Raw genomic sequence first — 16,080 nt, 5'->3', positions numbered from 1 at the left:
AGCTTTTGGATAGTCCGCCAATCCAAAATTTTGATAATGATTAAGTAAATTGAATTATAAAAATATTTGGCTTGGCTTATGAGCAAACCGTAAGGGCAGCATTTCAAATTCCCCTACGTTTCTTAGCCAGTCGTTAGAGTTCATATGAAAATTGGCGAGGACATTTCGGTGCTTTTAGAGAGGATTGAAGTCGAATGATATTGGCTGAAAGTGTGGTTTATCCGAAGGATTAAGTTTTGCTCGTCAGGACTCGTTGAAAGCAGTCTTTCAAAACGTGGACACGTTGACAAAACTTGAGATTGAAGTTAGGCGAAAATCACCACAATTTCAAGGGATAAGCAGTTAAAAAGGCACCTCTCTTCTTCAAAAGACGATTCATAGCCCCGTCTAAAACTCATATTTTTTCAGAACAAAACAGCGAAATGCAGCGGTAGATTCCAATTTTCAAACGAACAATAACACTGCGTATATTTCATTGATTAACTTGTAAGCTGTTTTAATTAGATGACTAAATGGTCAGCTTACAAATAATCAACGACGCTAAAGCTAAACATACAGTCGACGTTGGGCACAATGGTCCAGATCGGATCTGAAATTATTCTGAACTAAATATGAATTACTTTAACCTAGCTTCATTGTGAACAAACTTAAGATATCAGCCTATTCACTAATAGTTATTTCAACTTTAAAATTAGGAGCCCTATATCCAATCAACGAATTACGGCAACAAATTAACTCAATGGAAATTCGATATGCTGACATGCGGAATAATGATCATACCCCAAAAAATGGGACAGTGGGTTTAGTTCAGAAATGACAACTAAATTTACTGATATGACACGTAAAAAGTACACATCCAAATTCAAGACGAAGGTGGTATTAGAAACCATCAAAGAGCAATCCACAGTAGCCGAGTTAGCACAGAAATATGAGCTGGCTCCACAGCAAATCAATATGTGGAAAAGGGAGTTTTTAGCCAATGCAGAAGGCGTTTTCGAGAAAAAAGGCAAGAGCAAGAAGTCTCAAGTCGAAGATGAACGTGATCAGCTGCTTAAAGTGATTGGTCAACTTAAAGTGGAAGTAGATTTTTTAAACGACGCCTTGCGGTAAAGCCATTGCCTGAACGACGATCAATGATAAGCAAGGGTCAATTGAGTATGTCAAAGCAGTGCAAACTGCTGTCACTACACCGTTCAGGAATCTATTATAAGCCCAAAGGAGAATCTGAATTGAACTTAAAGCTCATGCGCATAATGGACGAGCATTATCTGCACCATTCTTTTAAGGGTGCACGTAGTATGCATACCTGGCTGACCAAAGACAAGGGACTACAGGTAAGCAAAAACCGTATCGAACGGCTTTACTATCGGGTGATGGGGCTTAGGGCCACCCAACCTGGGAAACACACGTCCAGACGTCATAAAGCCCATAAAGTATACCCTTATCTGCTTCGTAACCTGACTGTGAAACGTCCCAATCAGGTCTGGGCAATGCCTGTCTGCCGACAGGCAGGGACATCACCTACATCCCCATGAAGAAAGGGTTTATGTATTTGACAGCCATTATTGACCTCTACAGCAGGTATGTGGTCAATTGGTCAGTATCTAACTCAATGGATGCGGATTGGTGCAGAAACTGCCTAGAAGAGGCTGTAGAAACACATGGGAAGCCAGAGATTCTCAATACCGATCAAGGCTCACAGTTTACATCAGAAGTCTTCTCCAACTTTGTATTGAGTCAAGACATCAAATTGAGTATGGACGGAAAAGGAAGGGCTATTGACAATGCCTTTATCGAACGGCTATGGAGAAGCGTGAAGTATGAAAAGCTCTACCTTAATCCACCAAAGGACGGTATGGATCTGTACCTACTAGTGGCAGAATACTTCAACTACTACAACATGGAAAGAAGGCATACAAGTATCGAGGATCAGAGACCGTTTGATCTCTATCAAATCACCCAAAAACAGGCCGCCTAATGAGCAGATCATTTTTGGGTTTTATTGTTAATGAAAGGAATATTAAACACTATTGTAGAACTTAAAACCGAACAAACCCTGTCCTAACTATTGGGGTATGATCATAAGACGAAACGAATAGAAACATTTGAGGATTCATTGATCTACAACTCAGAATTTCGAATAAAAACACTCGGTTCAAAATTCACTAGGTTTGAACTCGATAGCGCCATATCCAACAACAAGGAGGAAGCTCAAGAGACAATTATGGAAATTGAAATTCTGTACGAAGACAGGATTCGACTAGGACGGAATTACACTATTTATCAAGTCATAGACCAACTACTGAATCTTTTAACAGTTGTATCAGGAGGCTTGTTAATTTACTTTTGGATCAAGTCAAGAAAATAAATGTGCCCAACATGGTCTATAATCCCATGGCAGTTTGGCGGTGAATTTAGCTTTTCTGCTTTCTGTCAGCACCGGAAAAATCGGAGATTTTTCCTACTTTGAAGCCGACACCTTAAATTACACCAACGCCACATGATATAGACAGGCGTTATCTCGAATGGACTAACCTGTAAATATGAAATATTACCTAAGCGAACTCACATCTGTTGAATTCCATGAAAAATTGCAGGTATTAACCACTAAAAAGACTAACAGCTTCAAAACTCGGCTTGGTCAATTTCTAAACTCCGACTTTGAGGCTGACTTAGTTGGTGAAATCAAGGCTAAATCATTTGTTATATGGGCATTTGACTACTATATGACAAGTATCATTTTTCCAATCCTTTATGGACAATTTGAACAGAGTACTAAAGGAACTGTCCTTGTCATCAAACGTAAGATGAGTGAACTGGAACAATATTTATTACTATACTAGGTCTCGTAATTTCATATGCCATTATTACAGGCATCATCATTCAGGAGGATAACTCATTAACATTTTTACTCAGAAGGATTTTAGCAGGGTCAGTCCTGTTTTCACTGTTTGCAGCATTTCCAATTATTGTATACAATCATGTCACCAATAGAGTAATAGAACATTTGATGAAAGAACTGAGAATGAAAAAATACTCGAGATAACATGGTGTAGGCACGAATGCCCTTACGAGCTTTCCGAATCAATGCCAGAATCAGTACCACCGCTCCTCGCGGAATCTCTAGAATACCGATAACGCATTCGTAGGTTCCGCAGCAGTCCAAATCAAGGCTAATGGCTAAACAGACTTTTGTGGTTGTGCGCGGATCGGCTATCTTTCTACTTTAATCAAACTGTGAGGGCACATCGTCCTACACAGGCGTTAGGGCTCATTAAAATTATGCAATCAGTTTATACTTGGGAATATTTAGGAAATAAGTTGTCATTTAGAAGTGTGGCGGATGTTTTAATTCATGCAATCACACCTGAATTCTTTGTAACATCATTTAAACTTACTACTAAGCCAAAGAAGGTTGTAAGCGACTTTCTCGAAGGAAATAAGACTTTTTTAAATCCCTTATCTTACTTTCTGTCTTCATTGGTATTTCTGTTCATATTAACATATTTGAACCAACTTATATTTCCAGAAACAAGAGATGTGACCGCAGGTGAATCTGAAGAATACTTGCAATACCTTATTACGATTCCGTTCATTTTAATCATCGCATCGTTCAACCGATTCTTTTATCGAAGATCTAAGGTTAATTTTTTAACGAACCTTATAATTGCAACCTATATTGAAGGGCAAACGATCATTTATCTAACGATTTATTTTTTAATAATCGAGAACTTTAAAATACTTAATGAACCAATGACTCAGATGTTCATTTACGTCGGAATAATCTATGTGAACTTGATCGTTTTTTCATATATATCTTTTCAACGATCCTTCATTTCAACTTTTCTAAAGGCTACACTAACAATCTTTATTGCACTCAACTTAGTAGCAATGATGTTTTACTTTATACCAACAGAGCCCTAACAAGGTCTGATATCCCATGGCAGTTAAGAGGTTGATTTGGCTTTTCTGCTTTCTGTCAGCTCCGGAAAAATCTCCGATTTTTCACATTGGATGAAAAAGGTATGATGAAAAATCGGAGATTTTTCCTACTTTGAATCCGACGCTTTAAATTACACCAACGCCACATGATATAGACAGGCGTTAGATACAACTTCTGGTGCGCTAATCAATGGCACGTAATGCTTATATTTAGAAACAAAAGATCGAAATGTCTCAAAACAAACTGCTTATTCAACTTACAAAATCCTTAGAAGATCCTGAATTCGATCAGCTAGCAATTTTGTATCTAAGAGAAGTGGAAGGAGTTGAGAACATTTTTAATTGTAACAGTCCTTATGACTCAGGTTTAGATATAAGGAATGCCAACACCAGTGATATTGAAGTGCAGTATCAGATTACTACACGAGAAAAACGATTTGAAGTCAAGCTCCATGAAGATTTAACTAAGGCAAAAAAGAACGTCGATGAACATGGCTTGCCGAAAAAAGTCCAGTACTTCTATTCATATCCACTTTCCAATGATCAAGTATTTTCATTTAAAAAGGAAGCAAAGGATCAATACGGTCTTGTACTGAATCTAATTGAGGGAAAAACCATCGCGGGAATTGCTGCTCAGTATGATTCAATTAAATCTTTGATATATGATTTATCAGAGATAGAAAATTACAAAGGTGACAGTGCGTATTTCGATGATCCACAAGTAAAGTCTTTCTATGATTTGATGTCTTTTGGATCATCTACGGACATTAAATATAATATTGTTAAATCCTACGTCATTAACTTTTTGTATGATCAAGAAGAATCGTCAACTGCAGAGATTTTAAAAGAAGTAAATAAACATTTCTCAGCGGAATTTAACGCAGATTATTTTGAAGGGATTCTCAGGAGACTAAGCACTGAAAGAAAGATTTTTCTCAACAAAGCTGATAACGAGAAGATAAAATTAACAGAAAGTGAGAAGTCTAGGATAAAGGAGCTCATAGACACTTATTCGACGGAAGAGGCTTTGCTCAAAAAAGCACTATTACATGTGCTGGATAAACATGATTTAGGATCTAGCCTAGACGAGATAATAATAAAACTGTGTGAGTTGTATGAAAGCAATTATTCAATCAATCTTGGTGAATTCACCAGTCGACGTTCCAACATTCATGATCTGCATACAGCAACAACTAAGTTTCACGACTTTTTAAAATCAAAGCTGATAGATCAATCTGTTTCTGAGTCAATAGCAAAAGAGATTTTTTCCATCGCTGATAACAATGAAATACTTTCACGAATTGCGGCAGGGCAGGTTTATTCCAAAGTTAGCAACCCAGACAGGCTTCAAGAATACATTACAAGGCACAATAACAATAAGAGTATATTTCTTGATACTAATTTGATCATAAATGCCCTTTGTGTTCATTATGAATCGGAGGCGAACTACGATAGGTATCATTTCAAAGTAGCCAAGCAGTTCCTCAATTTTGCTAATGAGCATGAACTTGATCTTGTTACATTGAAAAGCTATGCGGTAGAAACTGCTAACATTTTTAAAGAAGCCCTCGCAATATTACCTTTTACCAAATTAGCCGTATTCGAATTATTAGGAGGAAGCAAGAATATTCTTTATGACTTCTATATTCACTTGAAAGATTGGGATCAGCTTCATGAAGGCACTGAATCATTCGAAGAGTTTCTCAAAGAATTTAAATTTGAAACAAAGAGTGGAGAGCCAGACTATCATTACTATCCTCAGGTCGAGTTTCTCATGAATTCAATGGGAGTTGATATTGAACTTCCTCCAAAATATGATTTAACTAAGGCCAAGGAGCTCATTTACAAGGATCTTACGGCAAACATTAAATCTAAATCCAATTTCGCAGTTAATAACGATGCAATAATGCTGATGCGATTAGGTGATGAGGATGTTGATGTTAATCCTATTGACCCAATTTTTTGTACTTGGGACATGTCATTAATCAGAGTGAGAAAGTTATTCTTTGAGGAGTTCCCAAATTGCACAGAATGGTTAATGTTTACACCAACTCGATTAATGGACCATTTTTCAATGATGAACCTACAAATCCAAAATGGGACTCTCTCGAATGAAGTTTTATCAATTTTAGAAGAAGACTTTAATTTTCAACAGAAAACACAATCTCTACTTGATTCCATGTTAACAATTGTAAATCCCAAAAACGGAGTTGGACTACAGTATACGAATAAACTTGCGGAATTACGAAAATCAGAAATTGTACAAATTGATCATAAACCTGATGGCGTACCAGATGGCTCAGTTGACTCTAATCCAGTTGATTTAGTTTTCCATAAACTATTCTTGAATTATATCTCCAAAGAAGAGGAAGGTATTTTTGATTCATTGAAAGCAGTATTTACTAAACAGGAACTATTTGATGATGTTTTTGCCCTGCTAGAGAAAGAGATCAATTTGACCTCTAAAACCGGATTTGTTGCTGATTCCCTTTTTAGCGATATGGATAAAATTATTGTAGAATCAACAAAGTCGTCCGTGAAATAAGCTGTATCTAACAGACACTAAAATGAATATGCGAACTGAGCCATTTGAAAGGACATTGCGAACCAAACAATTCGGTGCTTCTAGCAACTGGGGCGCATACTCATTTTAGTTGGTCGTTAGAGTTCATATGAAAATCACCACAATTTCAAGGGATAAGCAGTTAAAAAGGCACCTCTCTTCTTCAAAAGACGATTCATAGCCCCGTCTAAAACTCATATTTTTTCAGAACAAAACAGCGAAATGCAGCGGTAGATTCCAATTTTCAAACGAACAATAACACTGCGTATATTTCATTGATTAACTTGTAAGCTGTTTTAATTAGATGACTAAATGGTCAGCTTACAAATAATCAACGACGCTAAAGCTAAACATACAGTCGACGTTGTATGCAATTAAAACAAACATTCTGCTAACCATAAAAATATAAAAATGCCATACCGAATTAATCATCCATCGACTGTTTTGAGTCCAAGGAAAAATGTCAAAAACGTTACAGTACTTTATAATGGCGGAGCAGTTCCTGGCGAATATTCCGTGGCAAAACTCAAATGGAATGGAAATGATGTAATTGGCGTAAGATGGAACATTACGGAAAACGAAGTTCACGATAAAGATAAAATTAGCGGCAAAAAGGTGTGTTTAGGAGAACCAAATTCAAGAGGTTATTCTACGTGGTTTATTCTACCAGATGATTTAATTGGAAAATTAATAACAGGCGGAGTATTAGCTAAAGACCTTAAAGAATATCTCGAACAAAAATAATGACGGAAGAAACTAAAGAATATATCGCCAACTACAATCTGAAGTTTAGTGAAATCAAAAAAGATGATTTAGCTTCACTTTTTGAGAAATTTAATACGCTTTATCCAATGTTTAATCGTCTATATAATGACGCATTGAGAGAAGAGGCAATTAATGACCAAAAATTAAAAGGATTTGGAGATTATAAAAGAGCAACCTTTTTTGTCAGAGATTATGTTGGTGCTGAAAATATTATTGATAATTTAAAAAAAGACAAGCAGATTAAATCAGTAATTGAGATTGCCGATTTAATTAATAAAAAAGTATTTCACATTAATTTACAAGATGGAAAAGGACAAGAAAAGACTGATATAGAATTAGCTACAAATCTATTAAGTGAAGATGCGGAAATTAAAAGTAAAGCCATATTAGGCTTAGTTTATAATGTAAGATGTAACATAGTTCACGGACACAAAGACTTTCAAGAATATCAAAGGCTTTTAATGGAACCGATAATTGGAATTCTGAGAACTATCGTAAATACCTTAGAAAATCGGATGAAATAACTGCATACAACAATGTATATAAAAAATAGGCGATATATCAGTAAAATCAAGGCTTTCGGCTCGTATCAAACTTTTAGTTTAACAGAAAGTTTGGGGCTTCGAAATCGCCTACTTTTCATATACTAACCGTTAGAGTTCATAAGAAAATTGGCGAGGACATTTCGGTGCTTTTAGAGAGGATTGAAGTCGAATGATATTGGCTGAAAGTGTGGTTTATCCGAAGGATTAAGTTTTGCTCGTCAGGACTCGTTGAAAGCAGTCTTTCAAAACGTGGACACGTTGACAAAACTTGAGATTGAAGTTAGACGAAAATCACCACAATTTCAAAGGATAAGCAGTTAAAAAGGCACCTCTCTTCTTCAAAAAGACGATTCATAGCCCCGTCTATAACTCATATTTTTTCAGAACAAAACAGCGAAATGCAGCGGTAGATTCCAATTTTCAAACGAACAATAACACTGCGTATATTTCATTGATTAACTTGTAAGCTGTTTTAATTAGATGACTAAATGGTCAGCTTACAAATAATCAACGACGCTAAAGCTAAACATACAGTCGACGTTATCGATAATCCCTGCAAGATTAATGAAACTACTTTCTCAGATAATATTCCCTTGGATTGGTTCTTCTGAACTTGCCTGGAACTGCCCAAGAGGTAGGAAAAATAAATGACCCGGATGGTAACACTAACATTAGAGAAGGTCAAAGTTCAAGCACTGCTGTTCTAGCCAAGTTTGTAACTTGCTAACGATTCGAGCTACGAACCCGCTCGTAAGGGACTTTCACCAACTCGTCCTCGTGATGCTTACTATTTATTGGTTCAGTTGAAACCTTTTGTAAATAGATAGAGTATTGTAGTTTGTTATGTACCTTGTGATACATAGTAGTGAAAGGTACAGTTTAAACTCAAAAAACATAGCTTATGAAAAGTGTATTAGGAATCGTAGTATTGATGTTGACCGTCAATTTGATCCAAGCTCAACCTGGAAAAGTTAGAGAAAAGGATCTAGATGGTGTTTGGCAATTGAAGATTGATCTAGGAGATGATTTTCTAGAAGAAGAGATTGATGATGAAGACAACGCCATGGCGCGTGTCATCATGCAGGCGACAGAATCCTTTGTAGATGGGATTTTGGATGAAGTAGATATTCGTTTTGAATTTTTGGATGGCGGAGAGTGCAAGATATATGTGTCTGCATTTGGTTCTGATCCCGAGATAGAGACAGGTAAATGGTCTATTAACAAAAAGGGGCAACTGTTGATCTCCGATACTGATTCCTATCAGTCTGATGGAGATGAGTACTGGATGATGGAGGACGATATCCTGATCGCTATGGAAGATGGTGAAATTCTAGAAGAAGATGCACACGTCTATTTGGTCAGAATCGACTGATAATTATAGGTGGCACAGCAACTGTCCTTTATGAATACGTCCTCCAAGGGTCACGTATTCATAAAGGACAGTACGAGTTCGAACGGTAGCCTTGATCTTATTGCTAAACCCTTGGAGGGTTCTTCGCAGTGGTTTGAATGCAATTGCCCTGACTAGAATAATGAATCCTTATCTTCTTAGAGTTGCTCTAAGAAGGTAAGGATTTCTTTATAGACGAAATCTAACTCCTCGTCCGTGATGATGTAGGGAGGAAGGAGATAGATGACATTGCCGAGGGGTCGAATAAGGATGCCACGTTCGAGGAAGTAGGGGTATATCTTTTGTCTCGCAGTACTTTCATAGCCGGTCTCCCCAAAGCCCTTCAAATCAAAAGCGACTATAGTGCCTTGTACTCTTACCTTTTCTATCTGCGATTGCTTTTCTAAGGTTTTGGCGAATGCCTCATGCTTGGCTTGGATGCGAGCGATGTTGTTTTGGCACGTGTCGCTCATGAATATCTCGAAGCTGGCATTGGCGACAGCACAGGCCAGCGGATTGCCTGTGTAGGAGTGCCCATGTAGAAGTGCCTTGGCATAGGAGTCACTCTGGAATGCTTCTTCGATCTTTTCGTTGCAGGCGGTGATGCCCAGTGCCATAGTTCCTCCTGTGATGCCTTTGGAGAGGCAGATAAGGTCAGGCTTGTGGATACAGTAGTCGGTAGCCAATGGCTTGCCCGTACGTCCAAAGCCCGTCATTACTTCATCTGCGATACATATCACGCCATACTTTTGGGCAATAGCGATCAGTTGGTCCAGTAGCTCGGCGGAATACATACGCATCCCACCTGATCCCTGTACTAAAGGCTCAAAGATGAAAGTACTGCACTTATCATCCGAGACCAGCGTTTCGAATGTACTAAGGACTTCCGCTTGATTGTCTGCGTCAGGGAAATCGATAAAATCTACATCGAATAGAAAGGGAAAGAATGGGGCAGTAAAGCCACCACGCTCACCGACAGACATAGCCCCAAAGGTGTCTCCGTGATAGGCGCCATTGATTGCGACTACTTTGGTTCGTTGTTTTTCGTCTCGGTTGTACCAGTACTGAAAAGCCATTTTCAGTGCAACTTCAATGGCCGAGCTGCCATTGTCCGAAAAGAATATCTTGCTAAAACTATCCGGAAGGAGCTTCATGAGATTTTCAGAGAGCTTAATGGCTGGCTTGTGTGTGAATCCCGCAAAGATCGCATGCTCCATCGTCAGGGCTTGGTCGTAGAGCGCTTTGGCGAGCGTCTCATCGGCGTGACCGTGGATGTTGACCCACCAAGAGGAGACCGTGTCTATGATTTTTTTACCATCTGTGGTATGGAGATACATGCCTTTGGCGGACTCTAGGGGGATATACTCGAAAGGAGTGATGAGCGGAGCAAAAGGGTGCCATATTAGGTCTTTGTCTTTCTGACGTAGTTGTTCGGTAGTCATAGATTTGTGATTTTTTGTTTGTTCACTGTATCAGCAGTGATGGTGTCCATCATAGGGATTCGCCCGAGGCATTTCAATCCAGTGTATTGGAGAATGAAGCTTTCTGTGTCTTCATTGGGATCTCCGTTGAAGATGATGCCCTTGATGGGGTAGTTGTGTGTTTGTAGATAGGCTACTGATAGTAGGGTATGGTTGATACTCCCTAGGTAATTGCGTGAGACTAGAATCACTTCTGCCTCAAATTGCTTCGCAAGATCGATGACTAGACCTTGGACATTGAATGGTACCATCAGTCCACCAGCTCCTTCGATGATTAGTGTGTTACTCGTCTCAGGGAGCGTAAATTGATCTGCGGTTATTTGTACGTTTTCTCTTCGTGCAGCGGCATGCGGAGACATCGGGTGCTGTAGCATGACTCCTTCTGGATGGACGACTAGACTCGAATCTATGAGCTGTCGTATCTGGTCACTATCGGTAGGTTCTCCTGCCTGTATGGGTTTCCAGTAGTCTGCCTTGAGCTGCTGTGTTAGTATTGCACTGGCTAGGGTTTTGCCTGCATCTGTGTCGATACCTGTCACGAAATATCTTTTGTTTTGACTCATAGATGCGAAGATAATAAATCAACCATAGCCCTGATCTCTGTGGTCGTATTATGCTGATGTAGGCATATCCTGAGACGCTCTGAGCCCACCGGGACAGTAGGAGAGAGAATAGCTCGGACATCAAAACCTTCTTGCAGAAGAATATCCGAGAGTTGTTTGACCGTCTGATTACCAGGTACGATGAGGGGCTGGATTGGCGTGAGGCTCTCGGGCTTATAGCAGCGGTCTTTGTTGCCTATAGTCTCTTGATAGTACTGATTGAAAAAGCTTATTTTGTCTTGAATCGCTTGCTGTAGATGTATGTGCTCATCTAGGTAATCAAATGCTGCATCTATCGCAAAGATGCTGTGGATGGGTAGGGCAGTCGTGTAGATGAATGATCGTGCAAAGTTGGTCAGGTAGTCGATCAACTCCTGCGAACCTGCGATACAGGCACCATGTACGCCCATCGCTTTTCCAAAGGTGTAAACCCGACCTATAAACTGATCCTCGATTCCTAAGTGGCAAACGAGTCCGTTACCTTGCTCGCCATAAAGTCCCGTGCCGTGGGCTTCATCGACTAGGAGTTGTGCATCGTGCTTTTTGGCTACTGCCAATAGCTCATCAAAACAAGCCATGTCTCCGTCCATCGAATAGACTGATTCGATCACGATGTACACTTGTCCTTGACTGTTTTTGATCTTCTTTTCTAGATCCTCGGGATCATTGTGTCGAAAGGAGTAGCTTTTGGCTGAGCTTAGTTTTGCTCCCTCCTTGATGCAAACATGTGCCAGGCTATCATAGATAATGGTGTCCTGACGCTGTGGTAGGCTGGAGATCAGTGCCAGGTTGGCGACATAGCCGGAGTTGAATAGCAAGCAGGCTTCTGCGCGAAAGATTTTGGCCAACTTACGCTCCAAGGTTTCGGCATGACTCGTGTTGCCTGCGAGCAGTCGCGAACCAGCCGATCCGTTCAGATGTGTGATGCCTTCGTAGGAGTAGTTGTTGATCTTATCGAATAGCGTACGGGAGCGACTCAGTCCGAGGTAGTCATTGGAGACGAAATCTACCAGACTTTTCGTCGGGGTAGTTAACCTTCGGAGGTTGCCTTGACTCTCTCTGTCTCTTAGTTTTTTTATGAAATCCTGCTTCATCGATACAATTTTACTACAGAATTTGCTTTATCATTGGGAATCCAGCTACCATTTTGTCTAGCAGAACCAAATTGCATTGAAGTATATTTTTGCCACATTTTTGTTGTTGAACACGTTCCATCTCTTCGGACAGGAATCTGCCCCGATCAACCACGAACTTAGTTTTCAATTCGACAATGACTTGCTGTTTTTTGATGCCGGGGATCGCTACTATACCAATGGTCTGTTTTTTACCTACAGACAAAAAATAAAGGAGGATAGGAGTTGGTCGAATCTATTTGGTTTTCAGTCTTTACATAAGTCTATATTTCATGTTGCATTTGTATCGAAGATTTTCAATCCCTATAACTTGAAAGGGGAAAAAGCCGAGGAGATCGATCGACCGTATGCAGGGGAATTGTATGTGGATGGATTGTACACCAGTTATTGGGGTCAGAATAGGTTAGCGGTCGGAGTAGATCTGGGTTGGTTAGGGACTAAAACACGGAGCGATGACATTCAGACGAATCTACACACCACATTTGGATGGGTGAGGCCTAGAGGCTGGCGTGATTATCAGATCCATGATACGCCCATAGCACACCTTTATACAGGGCTATCCAGAGAGATCGTATCTATAGGCCCTCTATCGCTAATTAGTGATGTAGATGTGCGTGTAGGAACCATCAATACCAATGCCGCAGCAGCCATAACCATGAGGTTAGGCAGGAGTCAGCCTTTGGATGCAAGTGTCCTCACACATGCGCGAACAGGAGAGCGGATAGCCAATGACCGAAAGTGCAAGGAGCTATTTTTTGTCACCAAGACGCAGCTGATGCATGTCTTCTATGATGCGACGATTGAGGGGAATATCATAGGTGAGCCCAGTCCATTTGTCAAATCTGCTGAACCATGGGTGTGGATGCAAAGCGTAGGAGTCATGCTCAGTATGAAGACTTTTGATCTCCAAGCATTGTGGTCATTTTTAGGCAGGGAAGTGGTCGGTGGTCGTCCGCACAAGTACGGGACATTGGTGATCGCCAAACGCTTTTAGAATTTCTTACCGCATATTCCTTTTCCGTCATACCCCACTTGATCACTCGCTGGACGGCTAGGGGGCTTTGTCTTGCTATTTAAAGACAGGTTTAGCCGCTTTTTGTAGTGATTCAGATTATGGCATTCTATTTGTAAACTACCTCATACTAGTGGGTTTTATGATATAGAAGATGTCGGTATGATTAAAGTATGTGTGGGGATTGTAGTACTGTGTTTGTTGGAGGTAGAACTAAGGGCACAGCAAATGAATGTGGGGGTGAAAGGCGGTTTGAATGTAGAGGAGTTGTCGTCCGAGGTGGCGCATGTATCGAACAATTATCATGCGGGGTTATTTGTCAAATATGACGCCAGCAAGAAAACCACACTGCAACTGGAGTGTTTGTATTCCCTGAATCGAACCCGATCTGAAGGAGAACCTTATCAGGTTACCGAGTTTCAAATCCCTCTCTTATTCAAATACTTTATACTCAAGCCACTGTATCTACAAGGAGGGCTGCAAGGAGAAATTCTAACCAAAGCGGCTACTATTGCCACGGAGAGCCAGGTGTGGGAGTCCAAAGGATTGCATACTGAATACACTTATCTCGGAGGAGTGGGGTTTAATCTGCCTAGTGGTTTTGACTTGTCGCTACGTTACCTTCATCCTATTACAGCATCTGTCTTTAATCAGCCTTCCTTTCAGTTATCCATAGGTTTTGACATTTATTAGGTCTTACGATGCAATATAATGTCTGTGATTTAGTAATATTTGTAGTGTGAGCGTTTTCACTTTGAAAAGAATTACTTAAACAAAAATCATAGACATGAAAAATAAAATACAATTCTCCGCGCTAGTCGTACTGTTGTTGGTTGCCTTGGTATCACTCGAGTCAAAGGCTCAATTGGAGTTAGGGGTTAAAGCTGGTTTGAATTTTAATTCAGCATCTGTAGATGCAGCTCAGGCGGGTCAGTCATACAATGATGTAGCAGATACAAGAACGGGCTATCACTTTGGGGGATATGCACATATCAAACTAGGACCATTGGGGATTCAGCCTGAAGTTTATTACTCTGTTCAGGGGGCGGATATTACTGTGGATGGAGCTAAAGGAGCCATTAATTCTAACTACGTTCAGGTACCGATCTTGGTGAGATTTAATTTTCTCAAGATGTTCAATGTTCACGTTGGACCACAGTTTGGATTTGTCGTATCGGATGATTTTGATGGTGTAGCAGAGGACTTAGAAGGGCAAACGGCTAACAGTGATTTTTCTATCGCAGCAGGTGTGGGTGTTGATCTACCTTTCAACCTTAACGTTACTGCTAGATACGTCAACGGATTCACTGATGTAGTAGAAGATGCCCAAGCATCAGATATCGAATCAATGAAAAATGCAATGTTCCAAATCTCTGTAGGTTATGCCTTGATCGGTAGATAATCCTGTGTAAAAGTAAAGACAACAAAAAAGGGGAGCATCACTGATGCTCCCCTTTTTTGTTGTCTTTGGATGTTCTTGATTAGATACTGAGAATCTTTGTCAATCGAACCAACTCTTGGTTCAATGGTTTTGATTTAGAAATAGCAAGTTTCAAGTTGGTATAGGTGATTTTGTTGTCAATCACACCGACCATTACTCCTTTTTGTCCATTCATTAGTCCTTCTACCGCAGCTAGACCTAGACGTGAAGCTAGGATTCTATCAAACGCAGTAGGGCCACCACCACGCTGGATGTGACCAAGGTTGGTCACTTTGATATCCATATTAGGAGTGTGGATTTTTACTCTTTCGGCGATTTCGTGCGCACTACCTTGTGCATCTCCTTCTGCTACTACGATGATCGATGAACCTTTTTTGTTGTCTCTACCTTCTCGCAGTTTAGCGATCACATCGTCGATGGTTGTGCTTGTTTCAGGTACCATGACCATCTCCGCACCTCCACCAATACCAGATTGGATGGCGATATAGCCACTGTGACGTCCCATTACTTCGACGAAGAATACTCTGTCGTGAGAGGCCGCAGTGTCTCGGATTTTGTCGATAGCATCAAGAGCTGTATTGACAGCCGTATCGAAACCAATCGTATAATCTGATCCGTATAGATCATTGTCAATCGTACCTGGTGCACCTATGACAGGAATGCCGTACTCGTCGTAGAACAAGTTGGCACCTGTAAATGTACCATCACCACCAATGGCGATAATGCCCTCTATTCCATGTTTTTTGAGATTCTCGTAGGCTTTTTTTCTTCCTTCTTTGGTTCTGAATTCTTCACTTCTGGCTGACTTTAGGATCGTGCCACCAGTTTGTACAATGTTACTTACGGAGTGAGATTCCATTTTGGTGATTTCACCTCTGATCATTCCGTCGTATCCATATTTGATACCATATACATCTAGATCGAGATAGATGGCACTACGTACCACTGATCTGATGCAGGCGTTCATTCCTGGTGAGTCACCACCAGAAGTAAATACAGCAATTTTTTTCATAGAATTAAAACTTATACAGTTCTGCCCTTAATTAAATAATATATCGCTTGGGTTGCGTTGTTTGGCGCCCAAAGTAAACCATATTTTGCTACAAAATCATCAATAACAATGCTCAATTGCCCTACTACGTAATTATTTTTCTGCGTATTTTTCAAAATTTCATATTTTGGTGATCACGCCATAATTTTTAGTTT

The 16,080-nt window shown here is 40.1% G+C and carries 16 protein-coding genes; 12 read left to right on the top strand and 4 right to left on the bottom strand.

Going from position 1 to position 16,080, the window contains the following annotated elements:
- Positions 1-834 precede the first annotated feature (834 nt).
- From BGP76_RS07685 to BGP76_RS07640, 9 genes are all read left to right on the top strand, one after another.
- Positions 835-1,110, top strand: coding sequence for a transposase (locus tag BGP76_RS07685; RefSeq protein WP_119844183.1), 276 nt, complete (start codon positions 835-837; stop codon positions 1,108-1,110).
- Between the two features lie 23 nt (positions 1,111-1,133).
- A complete protein-coding gene (locus BGP76_RS20615; protein ID WP_119844182.1) occupies positions 1,134-1,535 on the top strand; it encodes an IS3 family transposase in 402 nt (133 codons plus the stop codon).
- The gene (locus BGP76_RS07675) at positions 1,484-1,978 is read left to right on the top strand and encodes a transposase (RefSeq protein ID WP_370453782.1); all 495 of its coding nucleotides are present in this window, start codon (positions 1,484-1,486) and stop codon (positions 1,976-1,978) included. Before BGP76_RS20615 ends, BGP76_RS07675 begins: the two co-directional genes overlap by 52 nt.
- Positions 1,979-2,543: 565 nt before the next feature.
- The gene (locus BGP76_RS07665; RefSeq protein ID WP_119844179.1) at positions 2,544-2,843 is read left to right on the top strand and encodes a hypothetical protein; all 300 of its coding nucleotides are present in this window, start codon (positions 2,544-2,546) and stop codon (positions 2,841-2,843) included.
- A 439-nt stretch (positions 2,844-3,282) separates the two neighbouring features.
- Positions 3,283-3,924: a DUF3667 domain-containing protein gene (locus tag BGP76_RS20610; RefSeq protein ID WP_147407408.1), complete on the top strand. Its 642-nt coding sequence runs from the start codon at positions 3,283-3,285 to the stop codon at positions 3,922-3,924.
- A gap of 247 nt (positions 3,925-4,171) precedes the next feature.
- On the top strand, positions 4,172-6,487 hold the full coding sequence (locus BGP76_RS07655; RefSeq protein ID WP_119844177.1) for a hypothetical protein: 2,316 nt from the start codon (positions 4,172-4,174) through the stop codon (positions 6,485-6,487).
- 429 nt (positions 6,488-6,916) lie between these two features.
- Positions 6,917-7,249, top strand: coding sequence for a hypothetical protein (locus tag BGP76_RS07650; RefSeq protein WP_119844176.1), 333 nt, complete (start codon positions 6,917-6,919; stop codon positions 7,247-7,249).
- Positions 7,249-7,794 (top strand): hypothetical protein, encoded by a 546-nt coding sequence (locus BGP76_RS07645; RefSeq protein WP_119844175.1) that lies wholly within the window; start codon positions 7,249-7,251, stop codon positions 7,792-7,794. Before BGP76_RS07650 ends, BGP76_RS07645 begins: the two co-directional genes overlap by 1 nt.
- Positions 7,795-8,716: 922 nt before the next feature.
- The gene (locus BGP76_RS07640; RefSeq protein WP_073123527.1) at positions 8,717-9,187 is read left to right on the top strand and encodes a hypothetical protein; all 471 of its coding nucleotides are present in this window, start codon (positions 8,717-8,719) and stop codon (positions 9,185-9,187) included.
- A 176-nt stretch (positions 9,188-9,363) separates the two neighbouring features.
- On the opposite strand, the gene bioA is transcribed toward BGP76_RS07640, so the two are convergent.
- Genes bioA through BGP76_RS07625 form a run of 3 tightly spaced genes read right to left on the bottom strand, consistent with a single transcriptional unit; the run spans position 9,364 to position 12,382 of the window.
- Positions 9,364-10,647, bottom strand: a complete 1,284-nt coding sequence (bioA, locus tag BGP76_RS07635) for an adenosylmethionine--8-amino-7-oxononanoate transaminase (RefSeq protein WP_119844174.1) — start codon at positions 10,645-10,647, stop codon at positions 9,364-9,366.
- Positions 10,644-11,249: a dethiobiotin synthase gene (gene bioD / locus BGP76_RS07630; RefSeq protein WP_119844173.1), complete on the bottom strand. Its 606-nt coding sequence runs from the start codon at positions 11,247-11,249 to the stop codon at positions 10,644-10,646. Before bioD ends, bioA begins: the two co-directional genes overlap by 4 nt.
- Positions 11,246-12,382, bottom strand: a complete 1,137-nt coding sequence (locus BGP76_RS07625) for an 8-amino-7-oxononanoate synthase (protein ID WP_119844172.1) — start codon at positions 12,380-12,382, stop codon at positions 11,246-11,248. Before BGP76_RS07625 ends, bioD begins: the two co-directional genes overlap by 4 nt.
- A 76-nt stretch (positions 12,383-12,458) precedes the next feature.
- On the opposite strand from BGP76_RS07625, the gene BGP76_RS07620 reads away from it, so the two are divergent.
- From BGP76_RS07620 to BGP76_RS07610, 3 genes are all read left to right on the top strand, one after another.
- Positions 12,459-13,415, top strand: a complete 957-nt coding sequence (locus BGP76_RS07620; protein WP_073123519.1) for a lipid A-modifier LpxR family protein — start codon at positions 12,459-12,461, stop codon at positions 13,413-13,415.
- Between the two features lie 180 nt (positions 13,416-13,595).
- The gene (locus BGP76_RS07615) at positions 13,596-14,126 is read left to right on the top strand and encodes a porin family protein (protein ID WP_119844171.1); all 531 of its coding nucleotides are present in this window, start codon (positions 13,596-13,598) and stop codon (positions 14,124-14,126) included.
- Between the two features lie 94 nt (positions 14,127-14,220).
- Positions 14,221-14,835 (top strand): porin family protein, encoded by a 615-nt coding sequence (locus tag BGP76_RS07610; protein WP_119844170.1) that lies wholly within the window; start codon positions 14,221-14,223, stop codon positions 14,833-14,835.
- A gap of 79 nt (positions 14,836-14,914) precedes the next feature.
- Here the strand turns inward: BGP76_RS07610 and pfkA are convergent, their stop codons facing one another.
- A complete protein-coding gene (gene pfkA / locus BGP76_RS07605) occupies positions 14,915-15,886 on the bottom strand; it encodes a 6-phosphofructokinase (RefSeq protein WP_073123513.1) in 972 nt (323 codons plus the stop codon).
- Positions 15,887-16,080 lie beyond the last annotated feature (194 nt).

It is taken from the genome of Reichenbachiella sp. MSK19-1, from assembly GCF_003590315.1.
In the GTDB taxonomy this organism is placed as follows: domain Bacteria; phylum Bacteroidota; class Bacteroidia; order Cytophagales; family Cyclobacteriaceae; genus Reichenbachiella; species Reichenbachiella agariperforans.
The sequence above is the reverse complement of the archived record's forward strand: the minus strand, read 5'-3'. Positions and strand labels throughout refer to the sequence as shown.

What these genes read in the sequence shown, in the direction of transcription:
- BGP76_RS20610 (WP_147407408.1), top strand. Translation starts at nt 3,283, where the DNA reads ATGCAATCAGTTTATACTTGGGAATATTTAGGAAATAAGTTGTCATTT.
- pfkA (WP_073123513.1), bottom strand. Translation starts at nt 15,886, where the DNA reads ATGAAAAAAATTGCTGTATTTACTTCTGGTGGTGACTCACCAGGAATG.
- BGP76_RS07655 (WP_119844177.1), top strand. Translation starts at nt 4,172, where the DNA reads ATGTCTCAAAACAAACTGCTTATTCAACTTACAAAATCCTTAGAAGAT.
- BGP76_RS07615 (WP_119844171.1), top strand. Translation starts at nt 13,596, where the DNA reads ATGATTAAAGTATGTGTGGGGATTGTAGTACTGTGTTTGTTGGAGGTA.
- bioD (WP_119844173.1), bottom strand. Translation starts at nt 11,249, where the DNA reads ATGAGTCAAAACAAAAGATATTTCGTGACAGGTATCGACACAGATGCA.
- BGP76_RS07685 (WP_119844183.1), top strand. Translation starts at nt 835, where the DNA reads ATGACACGTAAAAAGTACACATCCAAATTCAAGACGAAGGTGGTATTA.
- bioA (WP_119844174.1), bottom strand. Translation starts at nt 10,647, where the DNA reads ATGACTACCGAACAACTACGTCAGAAAGACAAAGACCTAATATGGCAC.
- BGP76_RS07610 (WP_119844170.1), top strand. Translation starts at nt 14,221, where the DNA reads ATGAAAAATAAAATACAATTCTCCGCGCTAGTCGTACTGTTGTTGGTT.
- BGP76_RS20615 (WP_119844182.1), top strand. Translation starts at nt 1,134, where the DNA reads ATGATAAGCAAGGGTCAATTGAGTATGTCAAAGCAGTGCAAACTGCTG.
- BGP76_RS07640 (WP_073123527.1), top strand. Translation starts at nt 8,717, where the DNA reads ATGAAAAGTGTATTAGGAATCGTAGTATTGATGTTGACCGTCAATTTG.
- BGP76_RS07645 (WP_119844175.1), top strand. Translation starts at nt 7,249, where the DNA reads ATGACGGAAGAAACTAAAGAATATATCGCCAACTACAATCTGAAGTTT.
- BGP76_RS07650 (WP_119844176.1), top strand. Translation starts at nt 6,917, where the DNA reads ATGCCATACCGAATTAATCATCCATCGACTGTTTTGAGTCCAAGGAAA.
- BGP76_RS07665 (WP_119844179.1), top strand. Translation starts at nt 2,544, where the DNA reads ATGAAATATTACCTAAGCGAACTCACATCTGTTGAATTCCATGAAAAA.
- BGP76_RS07625 (WP_119844172.1), bottom strand. Translation starts at nt 12,382, where the DNA reads ATGAAGCAGGATTTCATAAAAAAACTAAGAGACAGAGAGAGTCAAGGC.